Source organism: Calothrix sp. CCY 0018, from assembly GCF_963920925.1.
Classification (GTDB): domain Bacteria; phylum Cyanobacteriota; class Cyanobacteriia; order Cyanobacteriales; family Nostocaceae; genus Rivularia.
Map to the genome: position 1 here is coordinate 18,901 of NZ_CAWUDI010000049.1, position 21,211 is coordinate 40,111.

The following is a 21,211-nucleotide window of genomic DNA, read 5'->3' on the forward strand; positions in this document are numbered from 1 at the left end:
TAATTACATTTTTCTGCAATAATTAAATTCAAATTTATACAAAGAGAAAATCGCGTTCAAAATTTACGCTAGTAGAGTCTTGCACCACAGCAATTGCGTCGTTTCCATAGAAAATTGCAGTATCTTGGGCGGAGCTACCAACCCAGTTTCCAGTTCCTAGCGAATATTGACTAGTGGTACCATTAACTTGAATGTAATCATACTCCCAATTGAAATCAGTAATTATGGCGTATTCATCTCCTTGGTAGAAGACACCTGAAGATTCGCCCAGAACAAAAGTATCATTTCCAAATTCTCCTGTTAACAAGTCATATTCCGTACCACCAGAATAACCAACAAGGGTGTCATTACCACTTCCACCAATCAAAATGTCACTACCCGCACCACCTACAAGATAGTCATTCCCCAAACCGCCAGATAGATAATTGTCAATACTGTTTCCAATTAGAATATCATCTGCTGCACTCCCGATCGCATTTTCGATGGTGACTTCATAGGCGATGGCTAAATTATTGCTGGCTCTATTAGAAAAACTTCCATCGTAAGAGCCAATAGAACTGAAATTTCCAGGATTGAGGTCAATTATAGCTGAAAGTGCTTGGTTACTTGCATCAATGGTATCGACACCGCCACCATCCCAGATTGTCTGCATAAAGGCTTGATTGGTATCCCAAGCATAAGTAGTATTTTCTGCACGGGTATCATAGTTAGCACCATAAAGATACTGGATTGCAGCAATGTCGTAGAGCATCGGTGTTTCAGGGTTAGCTAAACTACCTGAATGTTCGTTGTATGACATTACGGTGTATTGGTTGCTATCCAATTCAGGATATAAATAAGGTCCCTCAGCACCACCTCCACCTGCATTATAATTACCTGGATGTTTCAACCCTAATGCGTGCCCGATTTCATGGATCAGAGTATCAAATCCATCGGAGCCATTGCTCTGAGTCAGATTTGGACTATAACTATTATTTAGCCAGATATCACCTCCTATTGCATGTTTGCTTGGAAGGTAAGCATGAGCGCTTCCATGTTCCATATTTGCCGTACCAAACCGAATAGTTCCCCCTGCACCAGCGTCTGATACTTCAACAAAGTTTAGTCCCGACACTTCGCTGTAAAGTTGCAATGCTCGTTTCGCTGCTACTTGTTGAGTTTGATTAAAAGCAATGAATTGATATTGCTCCTCAGCATTCAGATCGTAGTAATCTGGGACTGTAGTCATAAAGCTATAGCTTATGGTGTTATCGATCCAACTTAAGCTCGTTCCTAGTAATGCATCGATTTCAGTGGTATAGGATGAAGCAGCTTGAGAGTTCAACTCTGGTGTTAAGTCATTGTTAGACAGACTATGATGGCTGTGGCAATCTAAGTCAGCGGTACTTAAATTGTGTGTATCAACAGTTTGGTGGCTGAGTGAACCAGAATTCAGTGAAGAGTTAGTATCTGGAAACACTGTGAAATCGTTTGCAGTGGTTGAGGATAATAAAGATTCTATCGATGATATTGATGATTGAGCTTTTACTGGAGCTTCTTGGTTAAACAATATAGTTGTAATTCCTATATAGCTGAAATAATCCTTGTTAGTTAAACTTTCAAAAAGCCGATTAGATTTATCCTTGAGGAGATCGGAATTAACTTGGGTGATGATTTGTGAAAAGTTTTTCATGATTGTTTACCACTATTGCAAAATCAAGATTTAGAAATATGTCTGTTCATCCCAAGTTGTGTTAAAAGGTAAGCAATATTAATTCAAAATTGATTTCTTTTGCTCGCACATTCTCACATACAACTTAGTCGATTTAAATCCTTACAATGCTTAGATTAGGGCAAACGGCTAGGTAATTCATTCACCAATTGTGCAAAGATGATTGCAGTTTTGTGCATTCGATTTTGCACAAAATTACATAACCTAGTATTAATTACTTTGGTTCAAGAGGACGTAGGGAATAAAAAATAGGATTAAATACTAATCTGAATTTGTAGAGATTGTTTCCTGAGATTAAATATTGATTTCTTTAAGTCAATTTCGGCTAACTACATTCTCTGCTGAGTAAAACTTAAATTCATCCCACGTTAACCAAGCGTGCCCGAAGGGCATATAAAAACCGTGAGTTTTCTTGATCGTATTCCTGTAAATGTTGCATAAAACTGCATATTTTCACCAAGGCTGAGCTATTCATGTATATTTCTGGTAAGTTTAAAAATAATGCCTAAGTAAGTAGCTATAAAATGACAGATAATTGTATCTTAAATTACTTTTACTCTGCCTTTCACTATTTAAATTATGAATACCAAAAATCAATATAGCAAACTTTTATTTTCGTTGCCTCGGCGACTATACATAAATATAATTAATTGTTTTCCTAGAAAAGATCGATTTATCAAAGTATTATTCCTGGCGACTCTGTTAATTTGTTTATCTTTCGGACAAGTTGTATCGGCACAAAATGCAAATTCACTAGTTGAGCGAGGAGTTAAAGAATACAATACAGGTAATTATCGCGATGCGGTAAAACACTGGCAATCGGCACTAACTAAATACCAAAACCAAAGTCAAAATAATCCTGATGCGACGGCTGTTGTGAATGAAAATTTAGGACGTGCTTATCAGAAATTAGGAGAAAATCAAGCGGCTATTACATCGTTGTCGGCAGCAATTCGCGATTATGAAGCGGTGAAAAATATCCCGCAAGTGGGACGAATGCGGACGGAATTAGCTCAAGTGTACAGTAATTTGGGACAGCCGAAAAAGGCGATCGCCCTTTTATGTGGCAAAGCGGCAGGGATTGAGTTGGAATGCATTCCGGAAAGTGCGGTACAAATTGCCAGTAAATATAATGACAAACCGGGTATTGTTGCAGCATTTGGGGTTCTCGGTGAGGTATATCGATTAATAGGAAATTATGACCGAGCAATTGCGTATTTACAAGCAGCAGAAAAAGTAGTTCCAAATGATTTTTTAGTTTTAAATAGTTTGGGCAATGCTTACACTAATCGCGCTCAATTACTCGAATTACAAGCAACTTCGGCTGCTAAAATTGGTCTTGATGATAAGGGAATTGAATTTAATCGAAAGTCAGCAGCAGATTTCAATCGAGCTACTGAATATTTCAAAAATAGTATAAAACTTGCCCGCGAAGGAAAGCAAAGTTTAGCTGAAATGCGGGGCTTATTAAATTTAATTAAGCTGGCTTCCCATACGGATAAAACGAAAATTGATGATACAACTTTTAAGAATGCTGTTGAAAATGCTTTAAAGCTGCTGGAAAATTTACCAGATTCAGATACAAAAGTCTATGGAGCTATCGATTTAGCATACTTACAACGCTATTCTCAAGGTAATTCACCGTTTACCGATTGTCCAACTCAGTTAGTTTTACGGCAACAAACATTAAGTTTGCTGCAAAAGTCTGTATTAACTAGTAATAATTTAAAAGACAATCGCTTGCAATCCTATGCTAACGGTGCTTTGGGACATTTCTGGGAATGCCGTCAAGATAATCAAAAAGCGTTAACTTATACTCAAAATGCCATTGTTGCAGCAGACAGCAACTTAAATGCAAAAGATAGTTTGTATTTGTGGGAGTGGCAAGCTGGAAGGATTTTAGATAAACAGCAGCGAAACAAATCAGCTATCGAATCCTATCAAAGAGCATTTGAAACTTTGGAAAATATTCGTCTGGATATTTTGACAGCGAAACGCGATGTACAGTTTGACTTTCGCGATGTTGTGCGACCATTGTACCGCACCTTAGCAAAATCGCGGCTGGAACTGTTGCAAGCTGGGGCAATTCCAGACAAACAGCGGAATAAAGAATTATCAAAAGTGGTGAAAACTATCGATGCGTTGAAACTGGCAGAATTACAGAATTATTTTGGGAATGATTGCGTTTTAAGTGGGTTGAATCCCAAACAGGTGGATGAACTTTTGCAAGATAAACAAAATAGTAGGGCTTTTGAAAACACCGTATTTTTGAGTTCAATTATTTTAGATGGTAAAACCGGAATATTATTACAGTCAGCCGATAGCGCAACTAAATTTAAATGGATTGAAGATTCCCAGCAACAAGGTACAGATAAAATAGTTAGCAGCGATAAGTTAGAGAAAAAAATTGCCGAATTTCGCGAGGGGTTAGTTAAAGGAAGAGCAGCAATTAATTACGATACAATAACAGCAGCACAACTGTATGATTGGATAATTCGTCCCTTTGCTGAAGATATCAACGCCGAAAAAGTTAAAACTCTGGTGTTTATCCAGGATGGATTTTTACGTAGCGTGCCAATGGCAGCACTTTATGACAGCCAACAACAAAAATATTTAGTTGAAACCTACGCAATTGCTACAACTCCTAGCTTACGATTAACAGTTACCAAACCAAACCGCAGCAAGCAGAAAGCATTAATATTAGGTTTAACAGAAAAATCCACAATCGACGGAAAGATTTTTCCCGCGCTTGATTCAATTGAAAATGAAATCGACGCAGTTAGAAAACAATTCCCCAATCATACCGACTTAATCGACGAGAATTTTATCCCCGAAAATTTTCAGCAAAAAATCGCACAGACTACATATCCCATCGTACATATCGCCAGTCACGCTCAATTCGGCATTATTCCCGAAGACACCTTTATAGTCACGGGTAAAAACAAAAAACTCACCATCAGTCAATTAGAAAACTCACTGCAAAATCTGAATCAATCCGATAGCGTCGAATTGCTCGCACTTACAGCCTGTCAAACCGCACTTGGTGACGAGCGTGCAACATTAGGATTAGCTGGAGTTGCATTACAAGTAGGAGTTAAAAGTGCCATCGCCTCTTTATGGAATATCCAAGATATATCGACATCCAAACTAGTAGAAGAATTTTACAAAAACTACCGCGAAGGGGGAATGAGTATTGCGGCAGCATTACAAAAAGCCCAAATTAAAATGATTAACGCCAAAAAATTACCTGCATCTGAAGGTATTGATATCAAGTATGATAATCCCGCTTATTGGGCACCAATGATTATTATTGGTAATTGGCTTTAAACAGTTAACAGTTAACAGTAGCAGTTTGTAGCTTGTAGGTTGGGTTAGGGGCACGAAAAAAAATAGGTTTTAACTAATAATTAAACTTTGCCCCGTAACCCAACATCTTTATTTAGAAACTTTAGAGGATGTTTTACCTACAACATCTCGGAAACCTAACCCCCCTTCCCTACGAGGGAATGGGGGTTTAAAAGCCTCTCTCAAAGGCAGGAGAGAGGTTTGGAGAGAGGTTTTTAGTATTTTTATTGACTACTCAGCGAAATCTTCTCAAGATTATCAATTCGTCTTTTAATAATGTTGATTTCGGCTTCACTTCCCGTAAGCATTTCTGATTCTGCCAATTCTTGCACTAAGGTTGAACCACTTTGACTTAATTTACCATTACTTTTTACTTTCAATGCTTCTTCCAATGCTTCATACCACAGTTCATTTTCAGCATAATAATTAACGCTTTCGGGAATTGTAGTAAATTTCTTCTTTGTTAGCGATTGAGTAGGATTAATAACTGTAAATTCTGCACGGTTAATAATTTGTCCACCGGCAGAGTCTGATGAAATTTGCCATAAATACGTTTTACCTACTGTAAGCTCGGGATAATCGCTAGGAAGTTTTAATTTGTTGATTCCTACTACTGTTGGTATTTCTTTAAATTCACCAATTTGTTTAACTCGTGTGGCTGATTCAAATTCAAACAGTCGGAATTCCACGTTTTGAGAATTTGGTGTATACCAAGCCAACATCGGACGTAATGAAGCGGTTTTACCGATAAATGTTTTGGGTGCTAGCAGCGTCAAAGGTATGCTACCATTATCCGGACTACGGGAGCCACCAGCACCAGAATATCCACTCGCAGGTTTGCGATTTTTAGGCTTATATTTAGCATAGGCTGGGACTGCGGTAATTAGGAAAAGCATTCCAATAACTAAGCTTGTAATAGGACGATTTCGCCAAAAGGTTGATTTTTGATGATTCATGATAATTACGACTTACCATATAGTTTTCTAGAAAAAGACAACAAAAATATAGTACAGGTTACGTAAATATACAATTCTTAAAGAATAAATTTAATCTTTCAAATAAGAAAATATACTTAAAATTCTTTAATCGGTGTCCAGCTAAGTTCGCAGATTGTTCCCTTTGGAGAAAGTGATTCCCGTTTAAATTCTCCTTTTAACTGTTTGGCAAGTAATTTACAATTTTTTGTACCTTTATTTTCCAGTTGCGATTTAATTCCAACACCGTTATCTTTCACCCACAATTTATATTTTTTTGGAGAATATTCACCGGATGCTTGAACTCGCTTTACTCCTTGAGCGTGTTTGCCAACGTTACACAAAGCCTCTTCCAAAAACAAACAGATACTGCGTTTTTTTTCTCTGCTTAAATATTTATCGTCAATCGGATCGAAATTACGAATTTTAACTTTTAATGTTTGAAAATATTCAAAATCGTTACGCTCTAAGGTACTTGAATAAACTTCATATAATAAATCGTGAAGCGGTCGATTTAAATCCAAAATTAGTCCACTACCTAAACGTAAAACTTCTTCTTTTGCTAATGCTTCTAACTGAAGAAAATCGCCGATGGCTCGAATTTCTTTATCCAGTTTTTCAAATTGCTCAACTAGTTTTTCGGATGGTATATCTTGAGCGCGTATATGCTTTAATCCATAAGCAAGGGTTTGCAAAGGACCATTATGAATTACAGCAAAAGTGTATTTAATCGTGCTGAGACGTTCGTTAATTTGCGATCGCAAAAATTTATCGTGCTGAAAAAATGCAAAAGCACTCAAACCAACCCCGTTTAGTATCAGCAAATTGGGTGCGATAGGAATCCATATACCCCACAACCACAGCATTATCAAACCGTAAGTAAACAAGCAAATCCCAGCTACACCAACACTCAGTAAATTTATCCATACAGATTGGGTCATTCTTCCCAGAGCAATCGGCATAAAACCCCAAAGAGCTATCCATATATACTCACTTATATCTCCCCAACTGCTTAACATCGGACGACTATCTATTATATAACTAAGAATTTGACTGACAACATGAGCATGATAATCAACCCCGTAAATTTGACCGCTTAACTTCAAACTCGGCAAAGCAGAAGTGTAAAATATATCCCCAGCGCTCATATTACGGTTGCCTATTAAGATAATGCGATCGCGCAATAATTTAGCATCAACTTTATCGTTGAGAATATCCCGCATCGACACAACAGCAAAAGGGTTGCGGCTGTTGCGGAAGTTCATCAAAATTGATAATCCACCATCTTTAAGATCGATATATCCGCCAAAATTTTGACTAATTTGCGGTAATTCTTTGCCGCGAATCATAATTGTATTCGGATCGTTTATCCCCGTTTGCAATTCAGTTCCTTCTGCAATAAAGTATTGAGTAACTAATTGCAACCCTAAAGAATATTTATCTTCGTCTATATTTTTTGGATTCGGTGTATACAATAAATAGCGGCGATTTTTACTATCCTTATCAATACGTAAATCGGCAAATCCAACTTGTTCGGGTAGTAAACTTTGATGTGGAGGAATTTCCCCAGGTGGTAAAATTTTTTCAATTCCAATAATGTTCTTATTTTTCTGGAATACCCGCTTCAGTTGTTCGCTACCGGGTTCAACGGGAACATTTTTGAACAAATCCAAGCCAATAGCTCTGGGTTTATAAGTTTCCAGCTTATTGAGTAACTCTGCAATTTTGCCATCGGGAACCGGATATTTACCAATCGATTGAATATCCCGTTCGTCTATTCCCACAATTATTACACGTTCGTCGTGCTTTTCTTGCGGACGCAAACGCAACATCGTATCGAGCAGCATCCCTTCCAAAGGCTGCAATCCTCCAGTCATGCGGATTAAGATCACCACAACCGCCACCATTATTCCTGGAGGAGCAGCCCGCAACCACAACTCGAACTCTTCGTAAATGCGACTCCAAATTCCCCTTTTCATTATCAATCAATTAACCCTTCATCTCGGGCACGAATTTCGGTTTGGATTCGCAGATTCTTACCACTTTGCTTGCAGTCTTCAGGATATACTTCCACAACGTCCTGAATCTTTGTCCAGTAAGTCCGTACCGCTCGTTCTGATTTATACATTCTTTTGGCAATTTCTTTATCTGTCAAACCTTCTTCAAAAGCAAATCGTAAAACATCCACCCATTCCGGCTTTAATTCGATTCCGGTTTTAATATCTTTTGTATGAGTTGCGCCGCTAAGTGTTAAATTAGCCCGCATCAACATTTCATCTTCGGGTAATCCTTTATCAGCGATCGCAAATCCACCTTGATGATTATCAATCTCGTGCTTAATGCGGATTAACGCTTTCACGTAACTGGTTTGAACTAGAAAATTTTGATCGGGATATTCTTTGAGTAAAGTTTGCAAAAGTTGAATTCCCGAATCAATTTCTGCTCTTTCTCCCAGGGTATTAGGAATCGACAAATCCATCACAACCAAATCTAACTGACGAGATTGAATTATAGATAATGTCTCTTTTACCGTTTGAGCTTTAATAATATCGGCTTGAGGATATTCGCGACGTAACACATCAAGAGTACCAGTTAAAATTAACTGATGGTCATCTACAACAAGAATGTTCAGTTCTGTATTCACTGATAAATCCTCGTAAACTTGTTGTTCTTGGAGTTTAATTAATACCATCTTTTTAGTTGTATTCATTCAAATTGAAACTTTCCTTAAACTTTACCGAAAAGCATTCCCTTGTCATAGTTACAATTTTCAACGTCAAGCTACTTACTGAATTCCCCTAATTTTAATTGGAGATGCATCTTTAACCCATGCACAAAAGTGCAAATAAAAATAGGACTTACGCAAAGCCCTTGTTTTTAGACATACGGAATGTCAGAATTTCTTTGTGGATTTCAATGTGGAAACATGACTAATCAAGGACTTATACCAGTTGTTGTTAATGGTGCTGCGGGAAAAATGGGTAGGGAGGTGATAAAAGCTGTGTCGGAAGCACCAGATATGGATTTGGTGGGTGCTATTGACACAAGCCCCGAACATCAGGACAAAGATGCGGGAGAGTTGGCTGGTTTAAGCGAACCTTTGGAAGTTCCGATTACCGACCAAATGGAAGGAATGCTGGCGTTTGCTTCTCAAGGGAGACAGCCTGGAGTTGTGGTTGATTTTACACATCCAGATTGCGTATACGATAACATTCGCAGTGCGATCGCCTATGGGGTACGTCCCGTTGTGGGAACTACTGGGTTAAGTCCGGAAAAACTCAAAGATTTGGCAGATTTTGCCGATAAAGCTTCTACTGGTTGCTTAATCATTCCTAATTTCTCGATTGGGATGGTATTGCTTCAACAAGCCGCAGTTACAGCATCACAATATTTTGACCACGTTGAAATTATCGAACTGCATCACAACCAAAAAGCAGATGCACCCAGCGGTACCGCGATTAAAACTGCTCAAATGTTGGGAGAATTGGGTAAAACTTACAACCAAGCTATAGTAAATGAAACCGAACATATAGCAGGAGCGCGGGGAAGCCAAGCCGATGAAGGAATAAGAATTCATAGCGTTCGCTTACCGGGGTTAATTGCCCATCAGGAAGTTATTTTTGGCGCATCCGGTCAAATTTATACTTTACGACACGATACCAGCGATAGAACTTGCTATATGCCGGGAGTTTTATTAGCAATTCGCAAAGTTCTTCAGCTAAAGTCGTTAGTATATGGATTAGAGAAGATTCTTTAATCTAAGAGGATGTTTAAAAGTATTGTGTTTAACTCGAAATATTGGAAACCTAACCCCCTACCTTCTTCCTTATAAGGGAATGGGGTTTCAAAACCTCTTAAATACTCAGAGAGAGGTTTCAAGTATGATTGTTGACTTACATAGCATCCTCTAAAATCCAAAAGAAACGCATCCGTTGTTAAAATCCAAAATCCAAAATCTAAAATCTAAAATGCTTGTCCCATTGACACGCGCGAAGTTTGAACAATTGATTCCCCTAATTGCAACTGGTTCGCAGTACAAATACTATTGGGGGAAATTTTCCGATTTTTTGCGACGGTTATTAATATCTGTAGCTATTGCTACTGTAATTTTACTTATAGAGGTAATTTTACGGCTTCCTTTAGGCCCAGTTATATTTTGCTTGGGACTTGTGGGGGCACTTTACTGGTTATGGGGGCCTGTATTATGGGCCAGTTTGCGAAATGTTAAATTCCGTCGTTCCAAATACGCTGGTTTTTTTCGCGGTAGAGTCTTGGACTGGTGGATTACAGAAGAATTAATTGGTACACAAGAAACCGTAAATAATAAAGGCGATTTAGTAATTGTAGAAAACCGAGAAAAACGGATTAATTTGGAAGTCGGAGACGAAACCGGATTTACCGCTTTACTCAAAGCACCATTACAAGTTTCCCACAAGAACATAAATCGGGGTCAGATAGCAGAAATGTTGGTAATGTCGAGCAGTCCCGATTTGAGCAGAATCGAAGAAATAACCGACATATATATTCCCAACCGCAACTTATGGGTGAGCGACTATCCTTTTTTACGGCAAGATTATTTCAAAGAAGTAAGTCGCCGCATTTACGATGATAGAGAAGAAAGAAGGAGCAACCGTCGCCGTCGTCCACCCAGAGAAAGAAGCAGAGAAGTTGATAGATACTCCGATGATTACGATGAACCGGAATCTCCCCCCCAAGAAGGAAGCAGCGAGATTGAGAAATATTACGATGATGACGAGCGGCAACGTCCACCCAGAAGAAGCAGAGTTGATAGAAAACCTATTTATGACTCGGAAGATGACTGGTAATAGGAGTTAGGAATTAGGAGTTAGGAGTTTTTTATTCAACCTTTAACTTTTGACCTTTAACTTTTGACCTTAAATTCATTCCAACAATTCCGCAAGGTCTTCCAAAGGATATTCGGGTTCTTCGGGAGAGAATTCAACACAGATTCTCACCTTTCCCTTTTTCCAACCTCTAGCACCTAACTTTAAAATTTCACAATCAATACCTTCATCAAATAAAGATGCTTCTGGCATCTGAAAACTAATATATTTCTGTATAACTTCTAGCAATTCTAAAACTTTAAAAGTGGAAGAAATTTCCAGATTTCCAGAATTTTCCGCGCTAACAGATATAACTTCGTTACGTTCCAATCGCTCAAACTGTTTTTCCATGCTAATTTTTTATACTTAAATAATTCGCTTTACCAAAATTGGGATTTTGCCTGTTCTTATAATTGATGAAACATAAAAGTAGAAGTCGGTAGACGGTCATTATATATCCTAAGCAATTATTTAGTCATACCAAATTGTCTAATTTTCAGATGTTATTACATTTACCTTTATCAATACTTTGCAATAGTTTGAATAAAGTATGAAGCTAAAATTTTTTATAAGTATTTTGCAAATTTACCACGCTTACGTGCAAGTTAAACAACTATCACATGACGTTGGGAAGTAAACTATCTTAAATTACTATTTTGAGAATAAATTATACAAATTTTGTTGTGTAAATATACAAACTATCACAAGCATTTAAGCTTATTTTTTAATCCTAAATCACTATCTAAATAATAACTTTTACACTTAATAGTTGGTATTTAGATGTATTTAAATTTATTTCTTAGTAGCACTATCGGTATAGTGACTGTAACGCTTTTAGCATTCGGCGTACTGCAATGGTTTCATGTACCTGCTGGTAATTTTCTTGATTGGGTAATTGGAGGTGCAAGTTTTTGGTGGCTTTTGGTAATTGTTACCGTACCTTGGAACGTTCATTTCAAAGCCAAAGAAACCTTATACAATGCAGAACAATCTATTGAAAAACAAATTCCAGTAGATGAAAAACAATTAAAATACGTCAAAGTTTTAGTAAAACGTTCGTTAATAATTGCGGTTTTTTTACATATATTATCTACAATCGGTCTTTATACATTAGCTGCTACTGGTATCAGTGCTGTTGGCTATATTAGTTCCGGTGCAGCATTATTATTGACGGGTTTGCGTCCAGCTATTAGCGCTTACGAATATTTATACGCACGATTAACAAACATTGGTAGAGAATTAAAATATCCTCGCGAAGATATTATAGAATTGCGTCATCGTTTTACCAGTGTTGAAGAAAGTGTTCGACGCATGGAACAACAGCTTAACCCAGAAAACCCCGACTCTTTAGCAGCGAAACAAAAAGCTTATTCACAAGAGACTCGTAGAGAATTGGCAACTATTGCAGCAACAATAGAAGAATTAAGAGCAACAAACCTTGGGGAACACCAACGTTTATCCCAAGAATCAAAACAGGCGATCGCACAACTTTCCACCGACGGGCAATTTCTAGAACACGTGCGCGAAATCATTCGATTTTTTAAAGCGGCTTAGTTTTGCAAGTCAAGGAAATGCAGCTTGTAGAGAAGCTATGTAGCGCGTGTCTACATTTTTCGCTCTCATCTAATTTTGTTAAAAGCATCTAAAAGCCTATGCTAGTTATGGGAGGAGTTGATTTTTTACAACTTCTACCGATGACAGTTTCTAATTCACATTAGGAATTAACACAAAATTCTTTGCGTAAGGCTTTTTTATAATGTCTATAACAGAACACAAAATAACAGTAGATTCACTAGAATGGTTTTATCGACAAGTAGAACCAGTAGGTAGAAGCGATTTATTCCCAGTTTTATTGCTGCACGGTTTAGTATCCCAAAGTTATAGCTGGCGCAACATCATGCCGGGATTGGCACAGCAAGGTAACAAAGTCATTGCCCCAGATTGGATTGGTTCAGGTTTTTCAGCCAAGCCAGAAAAAAGAGATTTTGGTTACACTCCAGAAGCATATATTACAGCTTTAGATGGTTTTATTGAAACATTAGAACTCGAACGTTTTTCTTTGGTAGTTCAAGGTTTTTTAGGTTCAGTTGGCTTACAATATGCTCTACGTAACCCCGAAAAAATCGCCAGCATAATTATACTCAACACGCCAATTTCATCGACAGCTAAATTACCTTGGAAAATCAAACAAATGGGTTTACCTTTAGCCGGTGAAATGATGACACAAGATCCACTATTGGTTGACAGAACTTTAGAAGGTGGTAGCCGTTACGTCTATAAAGATAAAGATTTAGATATTTATCGCAAACCATTTTTAAAAGCTTCCGCTACAGGAAGAAGTTTATTAGCAACAATTCGGAATTTGCAGCTAAATACGGCAATGGAAGAAATAGAATCTGGATTTAAAGAATGGGAAAAACCGATTTTAATTCAGTGGGGAAAAACCGATCCCTGGTTAAACGTAGAAATGGCAGAAAAATTTGCTGATTCGGTATCCGATGCTCAAATAGTCACAATCAACGACGTAGCACATTATGCCCAAGAGCATCATCATGAAGTAATTTTGCAAGACATGAAACCCTTTGTGCGTAGGAGTTGAGGGGGAAAAGGGGATGGGGAGATGGGGGGACAAAACAATTACCAATTACCAATTACCAATCCCCCATGCCCGATGCCCAATGCCCCATTCCCTAGATTACGAAAAATCTTTCATATCAGCAGTACGCAATGATATTTGTTGAGTGCGATTACCTCTTCGGACTTTTAATTGTAAATTTTGACCTACACCGCTATTTTCAACTATATTGAGCAATTCTTCGCCTTTACTAATGGGTTTTCCATCAATAGCAACAATTACGTCTCCTATACGGATACCTGCTGTTGCTGCTGGAGAGTCCGGTATAACTCTTCCTATTAAAATACCTGTTACTTCCGGTACTTGAATCGGAGAATTTGGATTAGCATTGATTTGTCGGGCTTTATCGGGGGTTAAATCATCCATTCCTATGCCTATAAACGGATGAGCAACTCTGCCGTTGCGCTCTAATTCGCTGGTAATTTGCTTGGCTTTGTCAATAGGAATGGCAAAACCAATGCCCATTGCATCGGCACGAATAGCCGTATTTATACCGATAACTTCGCCTCTATCGTTTAATAAAGGACCGCCGGAGTTTCCGGGATTAATTGCCGCATCGGTTTGAATAAACTCCAAACGCTTCGACGAAATACCAACTTGAGCGCTGGGGCGTTTCAAAGTACTGACAATTCCCAAAGTTACCGTATTGTCGAAACCCAAAGGATTTCCTACGGCGATCGCCCAATCTCCAACTTGAACGTTACTGGATGAACCCAAGGTGGCAACTGGTAAATCGTTGGGGGCGTTAATCTTCACAACGGCTAAATCGGTGACTTCATCGGCACCTTGGACTTTACCTTCAAATTTGCGTCCATCTTTGAGACTTACCGTTACTTTGTCGGCTTTATCAACTACGTGAGCGTTGGTTAAAACTAACCCGCTTTTGTCAATAATAAAACCAGAACCTAAACCGCGTAATTCTTCCGGAGGCAAGTTTCTAGGTAAAGAATCGCCGAAAAATCTCCTAAAAAATGGGTCTTCCGTAAAAGCTTCAGGAATACGACGACTTACCTGCCGTTCGGTATCAATACGAACTACTGCCTTGCCAACTTTATTAACTGCCGCCGTTACAAAGCTACTGCTTCCAATTGCAGCAGCACTTGAGGGCTTTTGGGCGATCGATTGCGAATCAACTGATATTGGTGCAGATTCTGCTTGCGAAGGTAATACCAAGAGAGTATTAACACTTAGCAAAACCCCAATAATTATTGCTAATAAATGCGTACTTAGTTGTCTTATAGACTTAGAAAAATGTGTAATTTTCATCACCAAGACCGTTCTTCAGCCTGATTGTTAGTTATTCTTGAGAATTATCTTTAAAGTAAGCGATACATTTTCAAGTTTTGATCGCCTCAAATTTGAGTTTCGTTATTTTAAGCCCTAATACTTAGCTATAGAGCATTAAACGAAGCTTACCTACGCTTCAATCTACTAATGATATTAGCAAAAATTGGGTTTGCGTTTTCTCTTCCTAGAAAGTGTCGAAGCTTGCAATCATCAGTTAATTTTGGGATTGCAAAAGACTATCGTGACTGTTTGCCCTTTGCGCTAGGATTGTAAGTACTGCCTCAACCCCGAAAATAGCCCATGAATGGAACTTCAAAACAAAACGAACCAATACTGAGTGACATTAACAACACTGAAATCCCAGAGCATAATCATAAGCACTCAATTCACAATCACGTTCATAGCGAAGAGTCTTTGCGAAAAATAGTTAATCGGCTATCGCGTATAGAGGGGCACGTTAGAGGAATTAAATCTATGGTGCAGCAAAACAGTCCTTGTCCTGATGTATTGTTGCAAATTGCAGCTGTTAGAGGTGCAATTGATAAGGTAGCAAGGATTGTTTTAGACGAGCATCTAACGGAATGCGTTGCTAGAGCGGCAAAAGACGGCAATATTGATGCTGAGATGGAAGAATTAAAAGCGGCTTTGGATAGGTTTTTACCTTAAACAGTAATTTTCCAGTTAATTCAGGAAGCTATTCATAGGGTGTATATTTTTAAATAGCTCAAAAAAATCTCAATGAGTTTAGAAAAATATAGATTTCATTATTATTTCAGTGGTAATTCAGATCGATCGCTGATTCTTTTTTTGCACGGCTTTATGGGTAATACCGATGAATTTAACCAAGTCATATCTTTATTAGTTGATGACTTTCATTGTTTAAAAATCGATCTTCCCGGACATGGAAAAACTCAAGTTTTAGATGATGATTGCTATACAATGGCAAAAACTGCCGAGGGATTAATTAATTTATTAGATGAATTAAAAGTTAAGCAATGTTTCTTAGTTGGATATTCAATGGGTGGAAGATTAGCTTTATATTTAACACTTCATTTTTGCCAATATTTTGATAAAGTTATTTTAGAATCTGCTTCTCCTGGTTTATTAGTAGAGCTAGAAAAATTAGAAAGAGTAAAGCGAGACCAACAAATAGCTAGAAAGTTGGTGAGAAGCATTGAAAAAGATGATTTCAGAAAATTTTTAGATAATTGGTACAGTCAACCGATTTTTGGCAATATAAAAAATCATCCACAATTTGATCGGATGATAGAAAATCGTTTACAAAATAATCCCGTAAAATTAGCTAAATCGCTGCGGTTAATGGGTACGGGAGTTCAACCATCTTTATGGGATAGTTTACAAAAAAATAAAGTTCCTTTGCTTTTGCTAGTAGGAGAAAACGATCAAAAATTTGTTGATATAAATACAAAAATGGCTGAGCTTAATCGGTTATGTGAATTGAAGGTTATTAAGAATGCATCTCATAATATACATTTAGAGAATACACCTATTTTTGTAGAAAATATTCGATATTTTTTTAATTAAAGGTACATATTTGTATCACCTGAGAATTATGTACACAAATCACGATTAAAACAGTGCGTTAGGCGCGAAACAAACATATTTGTAAAAACTCAAATTAATCCATGACTTACGCAAAGCCCCCCCAAATTAGCGGGGGGTTGGGGGGATCTTAAATGTCTGGAACACTATATTTTTCGTTATTGTTGCGTAAGTTCTATAATCATCGCACCATAACACACCCTACAAGGCATATTTTGAATTATTTTAATCATTGCTGAACTTTATTTATATTCACCGCGCTTAATTCTTCTTTCAAAACTTTCTGATAAATTCTTGGTAAACTACTACTTACCGAATTAGTTTCTATGCCGTATCCCAAACTTGTCCAGGTAGGAGAAAGTATTTTTAAAACTTTGTTTACTTTCCCTTGTCGCAATAATTGAGGAATACTAACTCCCCATTCTTTAGAATCATTCAACCAACTGTGAACCACTCTATCTTGATATTCTGGTTCAAAACTATAGCTAGCCCAAAACATCATTGGCATAGGTTGTTCTGGATGATAGCGCTGAGCAATTTTAAACCAAGTGGTATTAATAACTTGATATCTACCAGCAGCAGTAGAACAATTTCCGGTATTTGGCCCGATGGGAATTCTGACGCATTTTTCCGGATGGCGACTTAAATTGCTAACGTGTTCCCCACCATACAAAATCGAGTAAGGACGCTTGCTGCTAGCTTCACTTGCCGAGATAGTCCGCATCAAAGCGCGGATATATGGGTCCCCCCCTTCCATCATTAAAGGCGGCTGTCTCTTCTGAAATACCGGGTCGCTATTCGGTTCCAAACTACCGTGAATGTACCATTGAAACATACAGACAAAAGCCAAAAGAGCAGCTACAGGTCCGATAATTTTTTCAATGCCTTTGAAGTGAAAACCTTTAAGAGTTTGACTCATCGATATTAATTAAAATAGCCACATAACGAATAACAACAACAATAAATCCGACGATTCCGGCAAAGTTTTAATCAAACCGGATTATCGAACAAGAACAAGTTTAATTCTAGCAACGATTATTTTTGCGTGACTGCGAGATTATTTTGACAGGGGAAGAGGGGGGTAGATGGGGAAGAGGGGGAAGAGGGGGTAGAAAAAACTCTTAACTCCTAACTCCTAACTCCTAACTCCTAACTCCCAACTCCCAACTCTTTTAATCCAAAATCCAAAAGACACGCATCCGTTGTTAAAATCTAAAATCCAAAATCCAAAATAGAATTAGGCAACTGCTGCAAATAATTCTGTAAAACTTTTAGCAGCAGCGTCTTCTTTAGAAACAATTTCTACAATTTTATTGTGGGAAGCTGGTTCAAAGAGTGATTCTACACAAACTTGGGCTACTTTTTGGCGGGGAATATTACCGTCAAACATTGTATCCGCACTCTGCATGACGATAGGATTGCTGTTGTCTTCGTTTTTCAAGCCACCGGGACGCACTATTGTATAAGTTAAACCACTTTTTTGAATGTATTCTTCTGCTTGTTTCTTCCAAACCAAAATTAACCAGAATAAATTTAGCGGATGGAACAGCTTGGAAGTGCATAAGGAAGAAACAAACGTAAAATGCTCTATCCCTTTAGCTTTGGCAGCATCCACCAAATTTTTTGTACCTTCGTAATCTACTTTATAAGGCCCGGTGGGATCGAAACTTGGTGCTGCACCAGTCGCACATAACAACACGGTGCTATCTCCTAAAGCAGCAGACAAATCTTGTGCTTTCAAGACATCACCTTGCACTAAGTCCACTACATCAGGCAAAATACTTCTAGCTTTTTCTAAATCTCTTACTAATGCACGAACCGGAATATTACGCGCTACCAACTCTTGCACGATGCGCTTTCCCGTTTCACCTGTTGCCCCTGCTACAAAAGCTTTCATGTCTACCCCCAGATTGGGAAACTTATATCACTATCTTTCGTTCTCTATTGTAGAGATTAGGTGAACTTTATTGCACATTGTTAATCTTTTGATGAATTTACCTTATTGATGCGAAACATTTCATCTAGGATGGGAATTATTATTTTATCTAAAGTTAAAAGTATACAGGAATGCACTTATGGTTTCAATTAATCGAAAGTATAAACCTGATGAAACAAGGGAAACAATTATATCTGTGGCATCAACTATATCTGATACCCAACATTTGCCCTTAAAGGTAGATTTACAGGAGGAAACTAAATTTTCTTGCACGTTTCGCGACTGCATGGCATTATCTGCATCAGCTCCAATTGTTGCAGAATATCTGAGTAATCACTCCGAATGGTTTGTTCGTTGCGCTCAGCCGATGAAAGTGCAACCTTTAGGAGAAAATGGCTATGAATTAACAATCGGTCGTTTTGGCTCTTTTGGTTACGAGGTAGAGCCAAAAATCGGTTTAGAACTTTTACCTGCCCAAGAAGCTGTTTACTGTATTCGCACCATACCTATTCCCGACTATCAGCCTGCTGGTTACGATGTAGACTATCGCGCATCACTACAGCTAGTTGAAAACGAAAACGAAGATGATACCGTTCAACCAACCCCAACAACAAATGTTGAATGGGAATTACATCTAAACGTTTACGTTGAATTTCCTAACTTTATTAAACGCTTACCTCAATCTTTAATTCAAAACACTGGCGATCGCCTGCTCAATCAAATTGTTCGTCAGGTGTCTCGCCGTTTAACACGCAAAGTTCAAGAAGAATTTCATCAATCTTTAGGCATACCTTTTTCACATAAATCTAAAAAAGCATGAGAGACGAAGGATGAAGTATGAAGGATGAAATAAATCTTCCTTCATACTTCATACCTTATCTAAGCTTTACTCAGAATTTTCTGCACAATTTGCACGCCACTGATAGCCTGCCAGGTAAACAACCCCAAAATAGTAAAATTCAAAAGAATATGAGTCATCCGTGCCCAATTAGCTCCTTTTTGCATAAACGGAGATAGAGAAGCGGAAAAACCAATCAAAGCTGTCATACCAAGCCCAGCTAATAAATGGGGACCAACAAATAATTTACCATTATTAATATAGGTAACAGCCATCCCACCAATGGAACCCGATACCATTAGTGCTAACAATAAAGAGCCTATTTGAAAGTGTTTGATATTGTACTTACCTTTAATAAGTTCTTTCTTCTCTTCACCCGTAGCACTTCTAGTACGCTGTACCTTTAAACCTAAATAAGCCGCATAAAGCGTGCATAATAGTAACGCCCACATTAGCACGGGATGAAAAAATTGCATCCAGTATTTAACTTCCGGTGAAAGCTCCATCGTGTTCTCCCCAATACTTAAATCTTCATAAAAATTAGCATAGCGCGTCGCGGGAATAGGGAGTAGGGGATGGGAAAATAGAATTGGGCATTGGGGATAGGGCATTGGATAAATAGTTAGGAGTTAGGAGTTAGGAATTTCTCCCCCCTCTCTTCCCAATCCCAACAACTAACAACTAACGACTAACGACTAACGACTAACAACTAACTAAACAATGAGTCAAAATAATGCTTCGCTACTTGAGGCGGCTAGAAGTGGCGATATAAAAAGGGTGCAAAATTTTTTAAGTACGGGTGCTTCCGCGAGTGTTAACGATAAGGATGGCACTACAGCGTTGATGTTTGCAGCGAATTCTGGCTATACGGAAATTGTCAAAGTACTACTCGATTCGGGTGCAGATATTGATTGCAAAAGAAAACGTTATGGTTTAACGGCTTTAATGTTAGCTTGCTCCGCAAAACAGCTTGACATTGTACATATATTAATTTCAAAAGGTGCCGATATAAATGCCGTTAATGAAGACGGCAGCACGGCTTTGATGATAGCTGCTCTCAAAGGTTATAGTCTTATAGTCCAAGCTTTAATAGATGCTGGGGCTAATGTAAATCTTCAAGATAAAGATAATGATACAGCTTTACAATTAGCTATAAAACATGGACATTCCAATATAGTAGAAATTTTAATCAAAGCAGGTGCTCAGGTAAATCTTCTCGATGAAGAAGACGAAACGTTATTAATACTAGCCGCAGAAAAAGGAGATTTGGGAGTAGTTGAAGCGCTATTAACTGCGAATATTGATGTAAATGAAAAAAATACTGATGGAGAAACGGCTTTATCTGTTGCCGTTGCGGGGGGACATACTCCTGTAGTGGCGAGTTTGGTAAATAAAGGTGCTGATGTAAATTCCCAAGATAAAGATGGAGAAACACCTTTACATATTGCAGTTGTCGAAGGTTTCACAGAAATTGTTGAAGTACTTCTTAATAATGGTGCGGATGTTAATCAAAGAAATAATATAGGCGATACACCTTTACTTGTTGCAAGTTTGCAGGGATACAGCACCATTGTCAAAGCACTTTTAAAACAAGGTGCGGATGTAGAAACAACTAATTTGGCTGAAACACCGTTAACCTTAGCAACAATACAAGGAAACACGGAAACGGTAAAAATATTATTAGAATATGGTGCTGATGCTAATATTCAATTGAAAGATGGCAAAACCCTATTAACCGAAGCTACAAAACGTAATTTTAAAACAATAACTCAAGAATTATTAGCCCACGGTGCCGACATTAATTTTAAAGATGGAAACAGCGCTACAGCATTGATGTGGGCAACATCGCTGGGTTATCTAAAAGTAGTAGAAGTTTTATTAAAAGCTGGTGCGGATATCACTTTAAAAAATCGAGGTGGTTATACTGCCTTAATGCTTGCAGAATTTAATCATTATCCAAGTATCGTCAAAATGTTGAAAGCTGCCGCAGCGCAGGAGTAATAAAGGTATGTCCTAATGTCAAGCGCGGACACGCTGAACCGCACCTTCGGTGAACGCTAACGGACACGCTCCGCTAA

At 38.1% G+C, this 21,211-nt stretch carries 17 protein-coding genes and 1 pseudogene; 9 read left to right on the forward strand and 9 right to left on the reverse strand.

Going from position 1 to position 21,211, the window contains the following annotated elements:
- Positions 1–34: 34 nt before the first annotated feature.
- Complete coding sequence (locus ACM03V_RS27860) at positions 35–1,672, reverse strand: M10 family metallopeptidase C-terminal domain-containing protein (RefSeq protein WP_414624059.1); 1,638 nt, start codon at positions 1,670–1,672, stop codon at positions 35–37.
- 618 nt (positions 1,673–2,290) lie between these two features.
- Between ACM03V_RS27860 and ACM03V_RS27865 the strand changes: the two genes are divergently transcribed.
- Entirely contained in the window at positions 2,291–5,038 is a 2,748-nt protein-coding gene (locus ACM03V_RS27865; RefSeq protein WP_414624060.1) for a CHAT domain-containing protein, read from the forward strand.
- A 242-nt stretch (positions 5,039–5,280) separates the two neighbouring features.
- On the opposite strand, the gene ACM03V_RS27870 is transcribed toward ACM03V_RS27865, so the two are convergent.
- From ACM03V_RS27870 to ACM03V_RS27880, 3 genes are all read right to left on the reverse strand, one after another.
- Positions 5,281–6,012, reverse strand: a complete 732-nt coding sequence (locus ACM03V_RS27870) for a DUF928 domain-containing protein (protein WP_414624061.1) — start codon at positions 6,010–6,012, stop codon at positions 5,281–5,283.
- Positions 6,013–6,128: 116 nt separating this feature from the next.
- Complete coding sequence (locus ACM03V_RS27875; protein ID WP_414624062.1) at positions 6,129–8,009, reverse strand: CHASE2 domain-containing protein; 1,881 nt, start codon at positions 8,007–8,009, stop codon at positions 6,129–6,131.
- A gap of 2 nt (positions 8,010–8,011) precedes the next feature.
- Positions 8,012–8,722: a response regulator gene (locus ACM03V_RS27880; RefSeq protein WP_414624089.1), complete on the reverse strand. Its 711-nt coding sequence runs from the start codon at positions 8,720–8,722 to the stop codon at positions 8,012–8,014.
- 234 nt (positions 8,723–8,956) lie between these two features.
- On the opposite strand from ACM03V_RS27880, the gene dapB reads away from it, so the two are divergent.
- Positions 8,957–9,787, forward strand: a complete 831-nt coding sequence (dapB, locus tag ACM03V_RS27885) for a 4-hydroxy-tetrahydrodipicolinate reductase (RefSeq protein WP_414624090.1) — start codon at positions 8,957–8,959, stop codon at positions 9,785–9,787.
- A 211-nt stretch (positions 9,788–9,998) separates the two neighbouring features.
- Positions 9,999–10,697, forward strand: a pseudogene (locus ACM03V_RS27890) (phosphate ABC transporter permease); the annotation flags it as partial.
- Between the two features lie 234 nt (positions 10,698–10,931).
- Here ACM03V_RS27890 and ACM03V_RS27895 read toward each other — a convergent pair.
- A complete protein-coding gene (locus ACM03V_RS27895; RefSeq protein ID WP_414624063.1) occupies positions 10,932–11,225 on the reverse strand; it encodes a KGK domain-containing protein in 294 nt (97 codons plus the stop codon).
- A 429-nt stretch (positions 11,226–11,654) separates the two neighbouring features.
- Between ACM03V_RS27895 and ACM03V_RS27900 the strand changes: the two genes are divergently transcribed.
- Both ACM03V_RS27900 and ACM03V_RS27905 read left to right on the forward strand, forming a co-directional pair.
- Positions 11,655–12,428, forward strand: coding sequence for a hypothetical protein (locus tag ACM03V_RS27900; RefSeq protein WP_414624064.1), 774 nt, complete (start codon positions 11,655–11,657; stop codon positions 12,426–12,428).
- A gap of 202 nt (positions 12,429–12,630) precedes the next feature.
- Positions 12,631–13,473, forward strand: coding sequence for an alpha/beta fold hydrolase (locus tag ACM03V_RS27905; RefSeq protein ID WP_414624065.1), 843 nt, complete (start codon positions 12,631–12,633; stop codon positions 13,471–13,473).
- A 96-nt stretch (positions 13,474–13,569) separates the two neighbouring features.
- On the opposite strand, the gene ACM03V_RS27910 is transcribed toward ACM03V_RS27905, so the two are convergent.
- Entirely contained in the window at positions 13,570–14,775 is a 1,206-nt protein-coding gene (locus ACM03V_RS27910) for an HhoA/HhoB/HtrA family serine endopeptidase (protein ID WP_414624066.1), read from the reverse strand.
- Positions 14,776–15,096: 321 nt separating this feature from the next.
- Between ACM03V_RS27910 and ACM03V_RS27915 the strand changes: the two genes are divergently transcribed.
- Together ACM03V_RS27915 and menH are read left to right on the forward strand one after the other, a co-directional pair.
- A complete protein-coding gene (locus ACM03V_RS27915) occupies positions 15,097–15,462 on the forward strand; it encodes a metal-sensitive transcriptional regulator (protein WP_414624067.1) in 366 nt (121 codons plus the stop codon).
- 72 nt (positions 15,463–15,534) lie between these two features.
- Complete coding sequence (gene menH, locus ACM03V_RS27920) at positions 15,535–16,341, forward strand: 2-succinyl-6-hydroxy-2,4-cyclohexadiene-1-carboxylate synthase (RefSeq protein WP_414624068.1); 807 nt, start codon at positions 15,535–15,537, stop codon at positions 16,339–16,341.
- Positions 16,342–16,588: 247 nt separating this feature from the next.
- Here menH and ACM03V_RS27925 read toward each other — a convergent pair whose 3' ends face one another.
- Both ACM03V_RS27925 and ACM03V_RS27930 read right to left on the reverse strand, forming a co-directional pair.
- Positions 16,589–17,278: a glycoside hydrolase gene (locus ACM03V_RS27925; protein ID WP_414624069.1), complete on the reverse strand. Its 690-nt coding sequence runs from the start codon at positions 17,276–17,278 to the stop codon at positions 16,589–16,591.
- A gap of 318 nt (positions 17,279–17,596) precedes the next feature.
- Positions 17,597–18,256 (reverse strand): NAD(P)H-binding protein, encoded by a 660-nt coding sequence (locus tag ACM03V_RS27930; protein ID WP_414624070.1) that lies wholly within the window; start codon positions 18,254–18,256, stop codon positions 17,597–17,599.
- Between the two features lie 178 nt (positions 18,257–18,434).
- On the opposite strand from ACM03V_RS27930, the gene ACM03V_RS27935 reads away from it, so the two are divergent.
- Positions 18,435–19,115 (forward strand): DUF1997 domain-containing protein, encoded by a 681-nt coding sequence (locus tag ACM03V_RS27935; RefSeq protein ID WP_414624071.1) that lies wholly within the window; start codon positions 18,435–18,437, stop codon positions 19,113–19,115.
- A gap of 59 nt (positions 19,116–19,174) precedes the next feature.
- Here the strand turns inward: ACM03V_RS27935 and ACM03V_RS27940 are convergent, their stop codons facing one another.
- Positions 19,175–19,639: a DUF4079 domain-containing protein gene (locus tag ACM03V_RS27940; RefSeq protein WP_414624072.1), complete on the reverse strand. Its 465-nt coding sequence runs from the start codon at positions 19,637–19,639 to the stop codon at positions 19,175–19,177.
- Between the two features lie 214 nt (positions 19,640–19,853).
- On the opposite strand from ACM03V_RS27940, the gene ACM03V_RS27945 reads away from it, so the two are divergent.
- Positions 19,854–21,134 (forward strand): ankyrin repeat domain-containing protein, encoded by a 1,281-nt coding sequence (locus tag ACM03V_RS27945; RefSeq protein WP_414624073.1) that lies wholly within the window; start codon positions 19,854–19,856, stop codon positions 21,132–21,134.
- The last annotated feature ends 77 nt before the right edge of the window (positions 21,135–21,211 follow it).

What these genes read in the sequence shown, in the direction of transcription:
- ACM03V_RS27870 (WP_414624061.1), bottom strand. Translation starts at nt 6,012, where the DNA reads ATGAATCATCAAAAATCAACCTTTTGGCGAAATCGTCCTATTACAAGC.
- ACM03V_RS27875 (WP_414624062.1), bottom strand. Translation starts at nt 8,009, where the DNA reads ATGAAAAGGGGAATTTGGAGTCGCATTTACGAAGAGTTCGAGTTGTGG.
- ACM03V_RS27860 (WP_414624059.1), bottom strand. Translation starts at nt 1,672, where the DNA reads ATGAAAAACTTTTCACAAATCATCACCCAAGTTAATTCCGATCTCCTC.
- ACM03V_RS27905 (WP_414624065.1), top strand. Translation starts at nt 12,631, where the DNA reads ATGTCTATAACAGAACACAAAATAACAGTAGATTCACTAGAATGGTTT.
- ACM03V_RS27880 (WP_414624089.1), bottom strand. Translation starts at nt 8,722, where the DNA reads ATGGTATTAATTAAACTCCAAGAACAACAAGTTTACGAGGATTTATCA.
- ACM03V_RS27895 (WP_414624063.1), bottom strand. Translation starts at nt 11,225, where the DNA reads ATGGAAAAACAGTTTGAGCGATTGGAACGTAACGAAGTTATATCTGTT.
- ACM03V_RS27915 (WP_414624067.1), top strand. Translation starts at nt 15,097, where the DNA reads ATGAATGGAACTTCAAAACAAAACGAACCAATACTGAGTGACATTAAC.
- menH (WP_414624068.1), top strand. Translation starts at nt 15,535, where the DNA reads ATGAGTTTAGAAAAATATAGATTTCATTATTATTTCAGTGGTAATTCA.
- ACM03V_RS27925 (WP_414624069.1), bottom strand. Translation starts at nt 17,278, where the DNA reads ATGAGTCAAACTCTTAAAGGTTTTCACTTCAAAGGCATTGAAAAAATT.
- ACM03V_RS27940 (WP_414624072.1), bottom strand. Translation starts at nt 19,639, where the DNA reads ATGGAGCTTTCACCGGAAGTTAAATACTGGATGCAATTTTTTCATCCC.
- ACM03V_RS27935 (WP_414624071.1), top strand. Translation starts at nt 18,435, where the DNA reads ATGGTTTCAATTAATCGAAAGTATAAACCTGATGAAACAAGGGAAACA.
- dapB (WP_414624090.1), top strand. Translation starts at nt 8,957, where the DNA reads ATGACTAATCAAGGACTTATACCAGTTGTTGTTAATGGTGCTGCGGGA.
- ACM03V_RS27945 (WP_414624073.1), top strand. Translation starts at nt 19,854, where the DNA reads ATGAGTCAAAATAATGCTTCGCTACTTGAGGCGGCTAGAAGTGGCGAT.
- ACM03V_RS27865 (WP_414624060.1), top strand. Translation starts at nt 2,291, where the DNA reads ATGAATACCAAAAATCAATATAGCAAACTTTTATTTTCGTTGCCTCGG.
- ACM03V_RS27930 (WP_414624070.1), bottom strand. Translation starts at nt 18,256, where the DNA reads ATGAAAGCTTTTGTAGCAGGGGCAACAGGTGAAACGGGAAAGCGCATC.
- ACM03V_RS27910 (WP_414624066.1), bottom strand. Translation starts at nt 14,775, where the DNA reads ATGAAAATTACACATTTTTCTAAGTCTATAAGACAACTAAGTACGCAT.
- ACM03V_RS27900 (WP_414624064.1), top strand. Translation starts at nt 11,655, where the DNA reads ATGTATTTAAATTTATTTCTTAGTAGCACTATCGGTATAGTGACTGTA.